Source organism: Candidatus Zixiibacteriota bacterium (genome assembly GCA_022865345.1).
Lineage (GTDB): Bacteria > Zixibacteria > MSB-5A5 > MSB-5A5 > RBG-16-43-9 > RBG-16-43-9.
This window is the reverse complement of the sequence record JALHSU010000223.1, coordinates 1-14,107: the sequence shown is the minus strand read 5'-3', so window position 1 is coordinate 14,107 and position 14,107 is coordinate 1. Positions and strand designations below refer to the sequence as shown.

11 protein-coding genes and 1 pseudogene are annotated in these 14,107 nt (G+C 45.2%); all 12 read right to left on the bottom strand.

From position 1 onward, the window contains the following. On the bottom strand, window positions 1-1,127 hold a 1,127-nt coding region (locus MUP17_10820; GenBank protein MCJ7459471.1), incomplete at its 3' end, for a radical SAM protein. A 442-nt stretch (window positions 1,128-1,569) separates the two neighbouring features. Then, window positions 1,570-3,126 carry a Do family serine endopeptidase gene (locus MUP17_10815; protein MCJ7459470.1) on the bottom strand — a complete coding sequence of 519 codons (1,557 nt, stop codon included), beginning with the start codon at window positions 3,124-3,126 and terminating at the stop codon, window positions 1,570-1,572. Window positions 3,127-3,208: 82 nt separating this feature from the next. Next, window positions 3,209-3,361 (bottom strand): YHS domain-containing protein, encoded by a 153-nt coding sequence (locus tag MUP17_10810; protein MCJ7459469.1) that lies wholly within the window; start codon window positions 3,359-3,361, stop codon window positions 3,209-3,211. Between the two features lie 110 nt (window positions 3,362-3,471). Beyond that, window positions 3,472-4,614 (bottom strand): PLP-dependent aspartate aminotransferase family protein, encoded by a 1,143-nt coding sequence (locus MUP17_10805; protein ID MCJ7459468.1) that lies wholly within the window; start codon window positions 4,612-4,614, stop codon window positions 3,472-3,474. Window positions 4,615-4,674: 60 nt separating this feature from the next. Next, a pseudogene (locus MUP17_10800) lies at window positions 4,675-5,646 on the bottom strand (cysteine synthase A). Window positions 5,647-5,663: 17 nt separating this feature from the next. Further along, on the bottom strand, window positions 5,664-6,695 hold the full coding sequence (locus tag MUP17_10795; GenBank protein MCJ7459467.1) for a S1C family serine protease: 1,032 nt from the start codon (window positions 6,693-6,695) through the stop codon (window positions 5,664-5,666). 31 nt (window positions 6,696-6,726) lie between these two features. Then, window positions 6,727-7,206 (bottom strand): hypothetical protein, encoded by a 480-nt coding sequence (locus tag MUP17_10790; protein MCJ7459466.1) that lies wholly within the window; start codon window positions 7,204-7,206, stop codon window positions 6,727-6,729. Continuing rightward, window positions 7,187-7,846, bottom strand: a complete 660-nt coding sequence (locus tag MUP17_10785; protein ID MCJ7459465.1) for a sigma-70 family RNA polymerase sigma factor — start codon at window positions 7,844-7,846, stop codon at window positions 7,187-7,189. Before MUP17_10785 ends, MUP17_10790 begins: the two co-directional genes overlap by 20 nt. A gap of 71 nt (window positions 7,847-7,917) precedes the next feature. Next, complete coding sequence (locus MUP17_10780; GenBank protein MCJ7459464.1) at window positions 7,918-8,328, bottom strand: DUF523 domain-containing protein; 411 nt, start codon at window positions 8,326-8,328, stop codon at window positions 7,918-7,920. A 65-nt stretch (window positions 8,329-8,393) separates the two neighbouring features. Further along, entirely contained in the window at window positions 8,394-9,278 is an 885-nt protein-coding gene (locus tag MUP17_10775) for a M23 family metallopeptidase (protein MCJ7459463.1), read from the bottom strand. 300 nt (window positions 9,279-9,578) lie between these two features. Then, window positions 9,579-11,966 (bottom strand): phosphoketolase family protein, encoded by a 2,388-nt coding sequence (locus MUP17_10770; protein ID MCJ7459462.1) that lies wholly within the window; start codon window positions 11,964-11,966, stop codon window positions 9,579-9,581. A 348-nt stretch (window positions 11,967-12,314) separates the two neighbouring features. Next, complete coding sequence (locus MUP17_10765; protein MCJ7459461.1) at window positions 12,315-13,796, bottom strand: glycoside hydrolase family 5 protein; 1,482 nt, start codon at window positions 13,794-13,796, stop codon at window positions 12,315-12,317. Window positions 13,797-14,107: the final 311 nt, after the last annotated feature.

Here is a 14,107-nt window from a genome sequence, read left to right as displayed (position 1 = left end):
TTCAGCTTTTCCAGATTCTTTTCCCTTGACAGCCGGGCGGCGCACAGAACATCCTCACGGTCAATCCTTTTGTCGATAATCTTCCACATCCTTTCAGTCCCGGCTTCAGGGGCTAAGGTCAAAGTCCTAAGTCCAGACTTTATCAGGATATCTAAAAGCCCGGGAGTAACCTTGTCCACCCGCAGGGACGAAACCCCTATCTGGTAACCTTTCTGGTACAAATCACAACAAAGCTCCTCTAAAAAAGGCAAATCCGAGACCATTGAGCCTAAAAGACCAACAGACTTCGAATCACCCGCATACTTTTCAATCTCTGAAATTATCTTTTCCTTTTTATGCGGCCTGAAGGGCTTGTATAAATGCCCCACCGCACAGAACCTGCATTTCCAGGCACATCCTCTTGCGGTTTCGACAATGAACATATCCTTAAAATGAGAAAGAGGAGTGACAATCGAAGAATAAGTCTCAATTTTTTCGAGATTGGCTTTTCGGTTTTCGATCTTAGCGGGGAACCCTTTTTCAATTTTATGTCCTTTCAAAAGACCCTTTTCATCATAGACCGGCTCATAAGATTCTGGAACATAAACACCTTTGACTTTTGCCAATTCCTGGAGTGTTCTTTTTTTATTATGACCCTTCTTTAAAATCTCAGCGACTTCGACGATAGCCTCTTCAGCCTCACCTATAAAGATGGCATCAAAAAAGGGTGCCATAACCTCTGGATTCAAAGTTACCGCCACCCCACCAGCTAAGAGAAAAGGATGATTTTCATTTCTTTCTTTTGAGAGTAGAGGAATCTTCGCCTGTTTTAAAATCTTAAGGACATTCAAGTAATCTAACTCAAACGGGACCGAGAAAGAAATAATCTGGAAGAAATTCAAAGGGTCACCAGATTCCAGTGTCCTCACCTTATCCTGAGGCTCATAGTCAAAAAGGAAGGACCTCTCGCAGGAAACATCATCGACCTGGTTCAAAATTCGATAAATCGTTTGAAACCCCAAATTGGCAATTCCTACCTCGTATTTATTGGGAAACCCTAAAGCTACCCTGAGCTGGAATGAGCTTTTTATTATGGTCCCTTTTTCCTGGGACAAAATCTCTTTTCTTATTTTATCGAATTCTCTCATATCTTTTCAGCTCCACGTGGGGGCGGAGTTCAACTCCGCCCAAGAGGATAAGGGTGGAAACAAGCTCCACCCCTACGCGATTGTCCAGGACTTGATAAATCAAGCACCTACCAAGGTAGGGGTTCGATTTATCGAATCCAGATTGGTATTACCATTATAAAAAATAAAGAGTCTTTCTACAACAAAAATTGTAGGGGCAGGTTTCAGTTCGACAAGCTCACTGCTCTGTCTTCGACCCTGAGGCTCAGACCGAAGGGAGCAAAGTCGAAGAGCAAACCTGCCCCTACCTGAAGCGACCCTAAAAGGGTCGCACTACGACAAAAAAAACGTCCGGAATAAACCCGGACGCTACGAACTTCCCCTCACCCTAACCCTCTCCCACAAGCCGATAAAAACATCGCTTCTCGTAGAGGGGAGAGGGAGCACAGTCCTCTTTTTTTAATTATAATGTCACCGAGACCACGTACATCCCGCCTTCTCTTTCTATCACCATCACCAGCCTTCTTTGATTCCTGACATTAGCGATCAGCTTCTTATAGTCGTCCATATTTTTTACTTTCTGATTATTGATCTCCCGGATTACGTCTCCCTCTCTAAGACCCAACCCTTCACCTTTGCCTCCCTCATCCACTGCGGTGATGACCACTCCGGCATTGCTGGTCAGATTAAGCTCCTCAGCCATGGAGGCGGTGATCTCAGAAACTGTGATCCCTAAGAAATCCTCCTTGTCTTCTGCAATCTTTACAGTGGGTTCTTTCTGTGCGGAAAGCTCTGTATGAATGACTTTTTTATCCCGGACCAGGGAGATTTCAAGCTTATCCTGAGGTTTTAAATAGGAGGTTATCCCCTGAAAATCAGCCTTGTTTCTTACTTTTTCTCCGTTGATTTCAGTTATCAGATCGCCCCTTTTAACCTGGGCTTTTTCTGCCGGACTTCCCTTATCCACGTCAGTGACCACAACCCCTTCCTTTTCATCTATATTGAGAGATGTTGCCAAAAGCTGCGTCAAATCCTGAACCTTTACGCCAACATACCCCTTGATCACTTTACCTTTGCTGATCAGATCAGAGATAATCCCCTTTGCCCGGTCTATGGGTATGGCAAAACCTATCCCCTCTGAGCCTCTGCTGGTGGAAAAGATAAAGGTGTTGATCCCGATGACCTGGCCATTCGCACTTACTAAGGGTCCTCCGCTGTTCCCCGGATTTATAGCCGCATCGGTCTGGATCATTTTTCTATAGGACCTGCCCTCTTGCGGATCCATTTTTATGTCCCGCTTCAGTGCGGAGATCACGCCTACGGTAACTGTTGGATGCGGGTCATCTAAAAGGTATCCAAAGGGATTTCCTAAGGCTATTGCCCACTCACCTATTATCAGACTGTCCGAATCACCTAAAGGAGCATAAGGAAACCTGCGTCCTTCTATTTTAACCACGGCCAGGTCTGAGGTATGGTCCTGCCCCGCTATTTTTCCTTTATACTCTTTCCCGTCAGTCAGGGTGACTTTAAGCTCATCTGCACCCCTGACCACATGTTCATTGGTCAGGATATACCCATCTTCGCTGATTATTACGCCTGAGCCTAAAGAATATACCTTTTGCTTGTATTCTCGTGGTTGGAAGTACCTTCCCCAGAACTCATCGAAGAACTGATCTCCAAACGGAGAGCCAAATGGGGACTCGCGAACCGTTCTAACCTGAACCACGCTGATGGATACCACTGCCGGACCGATCTTCTCCGCTGCCCGTACAATGGCATTTCTTCTGGTCTCAGTTATATCATCTGTGACAGAAGTGGACAGTGGTGAGTGGTCAGTTACCAGTTGCTGACCACTGGCCACTGACAACTGGCCATTCGCTTTTTCTGTTTGAGGAAGAACCGATACTGGCTTTGCTCCTCTTGTCCAGAATAAGCCCAGAGCCGTGCCGATAAGGGCACCCATCAGGGCTAAGAGAAAAACAACTACGTAAAGACCTTTGTTGAGCTTCGTTTCAGACATAGTTCCACCCGGTTTTTAAAAAGATTATACAAAAATAACTTACGAAAGTTTTGGCTTTTTTTTGAAAAAAACGTGTGAAAGATTACTTTTTTTGTTTTAGATACTTCTCAGGCTCTTTTTCGAAGTTGATCTTACAAGTGTTTGAGCAAAAATAATAGGTAACCCCTTTATATTGGCTTTTGTGCAAGGTCTTTTTCTCATCAACCTTCATTCCGCAGACCGGATCTATTGCCATGATTCCTCCTCTGGGTATTTTTTTTGGAGTATAAACCTTTAGGTTTATCAACTAGGTATCTTTGCTTTTTAATCAAGTAAAACTAAAGTTTTACACTCCAGCAACATGTACTATACAAAACTCAAAGCTCTTCTCAAATCCTGGATCAAATCTTCTTTATTCTCAATTCCCACGCTCAAGCGAATCAAAGTATCGCTGATCCCTAATTTCCTCCTCAGGGCTGGAGGAATAGAGGAATGGGTCATTATTCCCGGATGGTCAGCTAAAGATTCCACCCCACCCAGGCTTTCAGCTAAGGAGAACAATTTTAACTTTTTCAAGAACCTTTTAGCCCCGGCTAAATTGCTTTTCAGCTCAAAAGAAACTATCCCGCCAAAACCGCTCATCTGCTTTTGGACTAATTTATAATCGGGATGAGATTTTAGTCCGGGAAAGATAACCCTCTTTACTTTCTTGTGGGCTGACAAAAAATTCGCAACCTGGATGGCATTAGCCTCGTGCTCCCTCATTCTCAAGGATAAAGTCTTAAGACCTCTTAAAACCAGGAAACAGTCAAACGGTCCCGGAACACCACCCACTGCATTCTGGCAGAATTTCATCCTGTCATAATATGCCTGGTTCGAAGTTAAAATCGAGCCGCCGACCAAGTCGCTGTGCCCTCCTAAATATTTGGTACTGCTGTGCACTACTATGTCTATGCCCAGGTTGAGAGGTTTCTGAAAGTAAGGAGTAGCAAAAGTATTATCAACTGCTGAGATAAGATTATGTTTCTTGGCAAACTCTGAAACTTTTTTCAAATCTATGATCTTCAAAAGCGGATTAGTCGGAGTCTCGACCCAGACCATTTTAGTGTTTTTTCTTAAGGCTCTGGAGAGGTTTTCCGGAAAGGTCAAATCAACGTAGGAAAATTCAAGCCCGTAGTCTTTGTAGACCTTTTCAAATATCCTGTAGGTGCCACCGTACAGATCGTCGCAGGAAATCACATGATCTCCGGCCTTTAAAAGGTTTAAGACTACCGAGATGGCTGCCATTCCAGAAGAGAAAGCTAAACCGAATCTTGCCTCCTCTAAAGATGCCAGGCATTTCTCTAAAGCAAGTCTGGTCGGATTAGCAGTGCGGGAATATTCGTAACCTTTATGTTTTCCAGGAGACTCCTGCACATAGGTCGAGGTCTGGTAAATCGGAACTATGATAGCGCCTGTGGCTTTATCCGGCTCCTGTCCGATATGGATAGCTTTGGTCTCAAATTTCATATTAGACAAATTGCTCCTTCTCCCTTTTTGAAATCTATTTATATTTTAGCTTGTTATCTAATCTAAAAATCCGTTATCCTTCATCCATTGATCCGAATAGATCTTGCTCAGATAACGGGTGCCTGAATCAGGCAGGATGGTTACGATTATCTTGTCTTTTCCCACCTTTTTAGCCAAATCTGCTGATATCTTTACGGCTGAGCCGCTGGAGCCACCAACGAAAAGCCCCTCCTCTTTGGTCAGCCTGCGTGCCATTAAAAAAGATTCTTTATCGTTGACCTGAAAGATATCGTCGATGATGGAGAAATCAACGTTCTGGGCAAGCATATCCTCGCCGATCCCCTCCACTTTGTACACTTTTGGCTCGATCATCTTCTTATGCTTGAAATAATCGTAATAAACGGAGCCGATCGGATCAACTGCTATGACCTTCAACTCAGGTTTCTTCTCTTTTAAGAATTTCCCTGCTCCGGACAATGTCCCACCAGTTCCGATTCCTGCTACAAAGTAGTCGATCTTCCCTTGCGTCTGCTCCCAGATCTCATGCCCGGTGGTGTGATAATGGGCTTCGGTGTTTTTGGGATTATGATACTGGTTAAGATAAAAGGAATTAGGGGTCTCACGTGCAATCCTTTTGGCGGTCTCATAATAACTCAAAGGGGAATCTGCAGGAACGTCAGTAGGGGTTACTACTACCTCCGCACCAAAACCTCTTAAGAGGTTGATTTTTTCCTGGCTCATCTTATCCGGGATTGTAAAGATCGCCTTATAACCTTTTATGGCTGCCACAACTGCTACCCCGATACCGGTATTGCCCGAGGTGTTTTCTACGATGGTTCCACCGGGCTTAAGCAATCCTTTTTTTTCAGCATCTTCTATCATATACAGAGCCATCCGGTCCTTGATGCTCCCCCCGGGATTCATAAACTCCGCCTTGGCTAAAACCGTGGCAGAGTTCTCTCCCACTATCCTTTTTAGTCTGACCAGGGGAGTGTTGCCGATCGCTTTTAATATGTCGGGAACTATGTGCATTCTGAAAGCTAACGATTCTAGATACAACGGTTGGGGCATCTTCTGAAAACAGGCATACTCTTGGAGGTTTCTACTTTAACCATTTTCTCCATCTTCTGCCCGTCCCGTAACAGGAGAAGTCTGATCTCTGAACCTATGGGGGCTTTGGAGATAATCTTTCTGAACCCCGCTTCACTTTTTATCTTTTTCCCATCACAGCCTATAATCAGATCTCCCACCTTGACCCCCTGTTTGAAAGCAGGACCATCTTTATATACCTCTGACACCTTCACCCCTTCTCCCTCTGAGCGATTCTGTTTAAGCTTGCCGCAGCCTGTGTTAGAGTAGATCCCTATCCAGCCTCTTTTGACCTCTCCATCCTGCTTAAGGATTCTTCCTACCACCTCGCAGGTGGATGCAGGTAAGACTAAGATTACATTATCCTTACCTTCCAGTTTCCCCTCTGCCAGACCTAAAAGCTCACCCTGATAATTGAAAATCGGTGTGCCTGCCTGATAGGAGCAAAAATTCGCAGACACTACCAATAGCTCCTGGTCATAAGGGTCTATCCCCCCGATCCAGGAGGACCCGACCGTTCCCAAAGCCACCTGGAGCCCTTTGGAGTAATTGGTGTTTCCTATTATCAGACCCAGGGTGCCGTTTCGGATCTGTTCCTTTTTGGAAAGGCGCACTGGTTTCAGGTTCCCTTTTTTCAGTTTAATCAAGCTGACGTTGGTTTCAAAATCGCAGTAGATGTCCGCAATCTCTGAATCCCTTATGATAGTTCCATCCTGAAGTTTGATTTTGAGCTCATCTGAATTCTGCAGAAGGTTTTCAGTGGTGAGGATAAAATCCTTGTCCAGTACCACCCCGGAGCCGATCTTCATGCTTCCGTCAGTCCGGTTGACTGCTGAGATCGAGACCACCGAAGGGCCAACTTTATCCATAACCTCATAGATCTCGGACTGCATCCTTTCCAGATGGCTACTCCGGCTGCATCCGCTGAGGAGAAAAATGGGTAAGATAATGCCCGCTGTTATGATATAACTAGAATTTAGAGAGAACTTCATAAAAAACTTTAGCTATTGGTTATGCTTTACCTCACTTCAGGCTAACAGTGTAGATTGTCAAGAGTCCATCGTCTTTAGCTGAGAGAAGCTGGCCCTCGTAGATGATCAGGTTATTGACCAGGCTGCCTGAACTGTAAGTTCCGGATCTGAGCATGGAGGAAAAGCCTATCGCCGCGCCTATCAAAAGTAAAACTGAGAAGACGTAAGCCGGAACCGGACCCAAAAGAGGCGTCCGGAGTAAAGCTAAAAGCTTATCCAGTTTTTCTCGTAAATAACTCTTAAAATCGAACAGGGGGTAAGCTACGCTTTTTTTCAGGCTGAACCCTTCCCAGTAGTTATCCGAGGGTTTAAAATCGAGGGTTTTCTGCAACAAGTTTAATGCGGCATTATACTCTTCAAACTCTTTCAAACACTCAGGGCAAATTTTAAAATGCTCCTTTAAAAATCCTTTCTTTTTCTCGCTCAGATCTTTATAGTCTAAGAAAAAATCTTTAGCCTTTTTGCACCTCATATTTTATCCCTGCCTTCTCCAAAATGCTGGGATGACGTTTGATCAGTTCATCCCTGAGTTTAGCCCTGGCTCGGTGCAGGTACCATCTCACCGTGGCCTGGGGCATTCCGGTTACCTGAGAAACCTCCTTTATATCTAACCCTTCCAGATCCCTTAGAACGAAAACCGATCTCTGCTTGGGATTCAGACTTTCCAGAGCTTCATCTACTGCCAGACGGATTAACCCTCTCTGATAGACTCCTTCGACATCATTCTTCTTTTCCTTTAGCTCGCCGATTATATTATCCAGTACTTCCAGTTTATGTTTCCGGAATTTTCTGATAAAGTCTATCGAGGCATTGGTGGTGATTCGGTAAAGCCAGGTAGACAGCTTTTTGGTGGTATCGAATCTGTGCAGGTTCTGATAGATTTTTACGAAAACCATCTGGGATATATCCTTGGCATCCTCGTAATCACCCACCATCCGATAAGCTATTCCAGCTACCTGAACTTTATACCTCTGCACTATCTCCTGGAAAGCCTCCTGGTCACCTCCTTGAGCTTTTTTGATGATCTCTAAAAGCTCCTCCTCCTTTTTTTTAGATGAATTACTTGGTCTTTCCCCGGCTAATTTTTCATCCTTTGAATTATCAAAGGGCATATAATCTCTTCGCTATTAAATACGCTTGGTTTTAGGTTGTCGTTTGGTTACTTCCTTTTTTTACAAAAAATCTACCTCGGGTAAATTTTTATTCCCTTTTTATCAAATAGAGCTGAGGTGACTCCTACAATTTTGCTTCCTATATTCTTTAGACCGAAGCCGCAGGAGGGGCTACCTTTCTTTAGATAAGCAGAATCTATTTTAAATCTTTTCCCGATGCGAAAAGACAAATTGACTCCTCTTAAAAAGAACCTGGTCAGATCTTCGCTTGCAGAAGAAATCACCGCTTTCCGTCCATGCTTGATTTTTATCTGCGAGGCTTTTCTGGGAGTGGGTAACCCGCCCAATTGTTCCGGGCACAGGGGCAAAACCTGCCCTCTTTTGACTCGCAGATAGATATTTTTATCCTTTTTGTCTTTTCCATTATACCTGCATTTAACCCCAGCCAGGCAGGCTGAAGCCATGAATCTCAATGCCGCCATTTCTTATAGATGTAAGTTTTCGGGAGGGTAAATCTTCTCTTGGATTTATTTCACCTGTGATTATTTTAAAATCTCCCACCCCAGAGATATGGTTGTGGATTTACCAGCCTCCCTTTTAAATAGATCTCATAATGCAGGTGAGGACCAGTTGAATAGCCGGTATTCCCCACCCTGCCGATAATCTCTCCTCGTTCAACCTCCTGGTGGTTTTGGACCAGGATAACCGAAAGATGTCCGTATGAGCTTTTGTAACCGTTTCCATGATCAACTGTCACCAGTTTGCCCAGCCCTTTCTGCCAGCCTACGAAACTCACCCTCCCTTTGGCTGCGGCTATTACCGGCGTGCCAATATCTGCCACTATATCCAGGCCCTGGTGCAAGCCCATTTCTCCGGTAAAAGGATCCGGCTCGATTCCGAACCCACGGCTGATATAGCCGTTAACCGGATAAACCGAAGGGGTATGGTCTAAGAAATCTTTTTTCTGGACGAGTTTCTGATATATGTATTCAAATCCCTCTTTTTCGCCCCTGATTTTATCGATCAGCTCATCGATGTCCGCCATTTTTACCTCTGGATAAAACCCGACATCTTCCACCAGAAGCTGGTTCTCGTCGTTCTGCTCTCTGGACCCTTCAGATTTCAATCTCAGGAGGCTGTTAACCTTTTGTTCCATCTGACTTAACTCTTTTATCTCTTTATCCAACTCACTCTGAAAGAACTCCAGATCTAAAAGTTTACCAGCCAGAATCCTGTTTTCCAACTCCAGGCTGGTAGCTTTGACCTGGTCAATCCTCTGTCCAAAAAGACCTAAGAAGCTGAAGCCAATCGAACCAAAGAAGAGAAAGAGGCTAAAACCCAGGAAATAGACCAACCCTCTGGAGAGCGACTCTTTTAAAAGCCTGGATGTAAGCTTAAGTTCAGAATATAAGAAATTTAAAGGTTTTTTCATATTCAGAGAAACTTTAAAAAATAAATTATACAAAGAGAAGGGGATTGTCAAGCGTTATTTTCTTGAAACAGTATCGGAAATTTCCCCCCTTTGATTAATAAGATTTAGTTTATTAGAACAGACTCTTTTAAGCCTTCGCCTTTAATCGTCCTAAGTTGAAAGCCAGTTTTGGTAATTAAGCTAAATTGTTTCTTTCCTTAACGTTATATGAAAATTGTCAACTTTTTCGCTTTTTTCTCTACATCATTCAATACCAGAGCAATCTACTGATTAAGTCAAGCTTTCAGCAAGCGGACTATTTTAAGAGCAGTTCCATTTCCATTCTCGAATTTCAGGCAGATCCTGGCCATATCTGGTTATATATTCCTTATGTTCGATTAACTTATCCCGGATTGCCTGCTTGATGTAGGCTGCTTTATAGCTCAGCTTAGGAACCCGGTCAACCACGTCTGCAACCAGATGAAAACGATCCAGATCATTACGCACCAGCATATCAAAGGGGGTGGTGGTAGTTCCCTCTTCCTTGTAACCTCTGACATGAAGGTTCTTGTGGTTTGTCCGGCGATAAGTAAGACGGTGAATGAGCCAGGGATAACCGTGGTATGCGAATATGATCGGCTTATCAGTTGTAAAAAGAGTATCGAATTCATGCTCAGATAAGCCATGCGGATGTTCCTCTTTTGGCTGAAGCGTCATCAGGTCGACTATGTTCACCACTCTCAATTTCAGGTCTGGAACAGATTGTCTTAAAATGTCCACTGCAGCTAAGGTCTCAATTGTGGGCACGTCCCCGCAGCATGCCATCACCACGTCCGGCTCAGTTCCGTTATCGTTGCTTGCCCATTCCCAGATGCCTATACCGGAGCTGCAATGCCTGACTGCTTCTTCCATACTCAGCCATTGGGGCTGAGGTTGTTTCCCTGCTACGATGACATTTACATAATTTCTGCTTCTCAGGCAATGATCCGCTACTGAAAGAAGGGTATTTGCATCTGGAGGAAAATATACTCTTATGATCTCTGCTTTTTTGTTCACCACATGGTCGATAAAACCCGGGTCCTGATGGCTGAACCCGTTGTGATCCTGCTGCCAGACATGAGAGGACAGAAGGATATTAAGCGAGGCGATCGGTCTGCGCCAGTGTATTTCGCTACGGGTGACTTTTAGCCACTTGGCATACTGGTTGAACATCGAATCAACCAGATGGATGAAAGCCTCATACGAGGTAAAAAGACCATGCCGGCCGGTAAGCAGGTAACCTTCAAGCCATCCCTGACAGGTATGCTCACTCAGGATCTCCATAACCCGGCCATCTGGCGAGAGATTCTCGTCTTCGGAAATCGTATCACCCATCCATACTCTATTCGTTACCTCAAACAAAGCATCCAGCCGGTTGGAAGCAACCTCGTCCGGTCCCATTACCCGGAAATTCTTTTGAATACTGTTCGATTTTACTACATCTCTGAGAAAATGCCCCAAAACTCTGGTGGACTCCTCTTTATTCTGACCAGGCTTTGAAACTGCAACTGCATAATCCCTGAATTCAGGCAGTCTTAAACCCTTAAGTAGAAGACCCCCGTTTGCGTGGGGATTAGCACCCATTCGTCTTTCCCCTTGAGGAGCAAGAGCTGCTATTTCAGGAAGCAGTTTTCCTTTCTCGTCAAAAAGCTCCTCAGGCTTGTAGCTTCTCATCCATTCGTCTAAGATTTTCAAGTGCTGAGGTTTTTTGTCAAAATCTGCAAAAGGAACCTGATGCGATCTCCAGAAACCCTCGGTTTTTTTGCCGTCAACCTCTTTCGGACAGGTCCAGCCCTTAGGGGTTTTTAAGATAATCATAGGCCAGCGTGGGCGGATTGTTACGGCATTTGTGCGAGCATCTGCCTGAATCCTTTTAATCTCGTCAATAACGTTATCAACTGTTTCTGCCATACACAGATGTGCTTCTTTTGGATCAGAACCCTCGACCCAATAAGGCTTGTAACCATAGCCGACAAAGAGGCTCTCCAGTTCCTGCCGGCTGATCCGGGCCAGGATAGTGGGATTGGCTATTTTATATCCATTTAAATGCAAAATCGGTAAAACCGCACCATCGCTGACCGGGTTTAAAAACTTGTTTGAATGCCAGGCTGCAGCCAGAGGACCTGTCTCAGCTTCTCCATCCCCTACCACACAAACTACGATGAGGTCAGGATTATCAAATGCCGCTCCATAAGCATGCGAAAGAGCATATCCGAGCTCACCCCCCTCATGAATTGAGCCAGGGGTTTCAGGTGCAGTATGGCTGGGAACGCCGCCGGGAAAAGAAAACTGCTTGAAAAGTCTTTTTATCCCCTCAGCATCCTGGGAAACATCTGGATAAAGTTCGCTGTAGGTTCCCTCCAGGTAAGTGTTCGCCAGCAAAGCCGGACCTCCGTGCCCTGGTCCTGTAACGTAGAGCATATTCAGATCCTGCTCTTTTATCAGTCGATTCAGGTGCACGTAAATAAAATTAAGCCCTGGTGTAGTGCCCCAGTGCCCCAGCAACCTTGGTTTTATGTGTTCCCTTGCCAGGGGCTCCCTTAACAGTGGATTATCCAGCAGATAGATTTGCCCTACAGACAGGTAGTTTGCTGCACACCAGTACCGATGCATAAGGTCAAGGAGCTTTTCTGAAATTGGCTCTTTTTCCCTGGATTCTTTTTTTTGCATAGAGTTCTCCTTTATAATAACGAGGCTTGACTCCGACCAAACCGGTCGTGAGAATTAACCTTCATTTGAGCGAATTTTGATCCCAGTGATCTGGAGTAATTTATGTTTTACTGCAAAGTGATAATGAGTTTCTCGACGATCACCAAGTCTTATCGAACGTCAGTTCAATTAACTTAGAATAAATTTGGGTGTCAAGTAAAAAGGGATATAAAAGGCTGAGTTGACCGCTGCTTACTATTCTCTTGAAAATGGACTCATTTTGGGGGAAACACTTATGAGAGAACTGTTCTTCTTAAGTTAACTCATTCATTCTATCAAATTAACCTTTGGTTCTCTCTGCGAATTTTCCTACAAACAGCACACTCCGATTTTAACCGGTGCTGGACCTCCTTTGAAAACATAGTTCACCAAATAGATTATGTCTGAAACATTTGGATTACCACTTGAACCGTTAGCATCTCCGCGACACAAAGGAGAAGGTACTAAACCGCCTTTAAAAACGTAATTTACTAAATAAATAATGTCAGTGAGATTAGGAGCGCTACCTGAACCATTGGCATCTCCGGGTTTGGCTAAACAACCGGACGACTTCTGCCAGTAGGTCGATACGGTCCTGAAGCGATCGTTTGTCGTATCGCCTCCGTACTCCATGTAAGGATTAGAAACTGGAACCACCGCGTCATCAGCGATTGTGATATTCCAGCCGTTCCAGCCGCCGTAGCCGTGATAAGACCACGACCAGCCATACTCCTCAAACACTTCCAACACGTCCGTGATCCACTGGCTCTCGGATGGGGCCGCCTGGCGGATCACGGCGATGCCGCCGCAGAATACAATCAGGTTATGCTGTTGCTGGAGGGCTCTCACGCCGGAAAGCGATTGCCTGATGACCGAAGCTGTCCATGTGACCATCGTGTAATGGCCGGAGCCGGGAGGGTCTTCCTCCCAGGTCACGGTGTTAGGATAACTCACTTGTCCCTGCAGGCAATACGGGTTCAAGAGCCCCTGGTGAGTGTAGCAGACAGGGCTAAAGTAGTTAAAAACAAAAGCCGCCTTGGGATCGGAGAGACCGACAAAGGGATCACCCTCGGTGTAGGTTACCAGCAGATATGTAGCAGTGTCGATGGCGCGAATCTTCGGCGCCAGCCACTGGACCATCTCCGGCCACTTCTCACTTCCCTGATCGAAGAATGGCTCATCATATAGATTGTAGGCCATGAGGTGCGGATCATTGCCGTGCTTCCTCGCCACTTCCTCCCAGAGTTGGCCAATCGTAACATGAATACTCCTTTCGGTGGTCGTATCGAACAGCGGCCACTTTTTCCTGCCAACGACAAGGGTAAGGAACGGGATCACCTGGATGTCATATTTCTTTGCCAGCACAAGAGCTGTGTCCAGGCCCTCGAGGTTCTTCTTGTAGGGCGCCAGTGGATCGTCAGGAGGAATCGGCGGATAATCAACACTGGAGTCCTGAAGTTGGGCGGTATTCAAATTCCATATTGATCCAAAATCAACGCAGACTTCCAAGTGAACCACGTTGATGTTCCAAGAGGCGAAACGCTGAAACGAAGCATCCGACAGGAACCCGTGCGGATTGGCCGTGCTCCATATGTATGCTTTGGCATTAATCCCCCGAAGCGGATACAGCCACTGCTTGCCGGTTGTGCCAGGATTGCCTCGCGAAATATCGGCGTACGCAACGTCTGCCTGAGTCCTACCTTCCTCGGCGCAAGCAAGACGATCTGTAGGATGCATGGATGCCATGATGACAAGGATAGCGATGCCGAGATATCGGGGTCGAGCGAATTGCTGTTGGTAATACTGCCGCACAAGAACTCCCTTCTTTCGCGCCGAGTAGCAGACAATTCGGACCCGGCAATGACTCAAGATAAGATACACTTTCTTTCATGTCAAGTGCTTCTCTGAAATTAGTTCTTTTTCCCTGGTTTCTTTTTTTTGCATAGAGTTCTCCTTTATAATAATGAGGCTTGACTCCGGCCAAACCGGTTTTGAACTAATATACAGCCGATATTTCCTAAAGTCTAAGCCGGCTAAGACCAGTTTTTGTTATTTACCTGAATTACAGAGCTAAAAAATAAAGTCCGGTCTGATTGATTTATCTTTTCATAACCTGACTTGAG

Coding starts and splice junctions, on each gene's coding strand:
- MUP17_10815 (MCJ7459470.1), bottom strand. CDS start 3,126: ATGTCTGAAACGAAGCTCAACAAAGGTCTTTACGTAGTTGTTTTTCTC.
- MUP17_10810 (MCJ7459469.1), bottom strand. CDS start 3,361: ATGGCAATAGATCCGGTCTGCGGAATGAAGGTTGATGAGAAAAAGACC.
- MUP17_10805 (MCJ7459468.1), bottom strand. CDS start 4,614: ATGAAATTTGAGACCAAAGCTATCCATATCGGACAGGAGCCGGATAAA.
- MUP17_10795 (MCJ7459467.1), bottom strand. CDS start 6,695: ATGAAGTTCTCTCTAAATTCTAGTTATATCATAACAGCGGGCATTATC.
- MUP17_10790 (MCJ7459466.1), bottom strand. CDS start 7,206: ATGAGGTGCAAAAAGGCTAAAGATTTTTTCTTAGACTATAAAGATCTG.
- MUP17_10785 (MCJ7459465.1), bottom strand. CDS start 7,846: ATGCCCTTTGATAATTCAAAGGATGAAAAATTAGCCGGGGAAAGACCA.
- MUP17_10780 (MCJ7459464.1), bottom strand. CDS start 8,328: ATGGCGGCATTGAGATTCATGGCTTCAGCCTGCCTGGCTGGGGTTAAA.
- MUP17_10775 (MCJ7459463.1), bottom strand. CDS start 9,278: ATGAAAAAACCTTTAAATTTCTTATATTCTGAACTTAAGCTTACATCC.
- MUP17_10770 (MCJ7459462.1), bottom strand. CDS start 11,966: ATGCAAAAAAAAGAATCCAGGGAAAAAGAGCCAATTTCAGAAAAGCTC.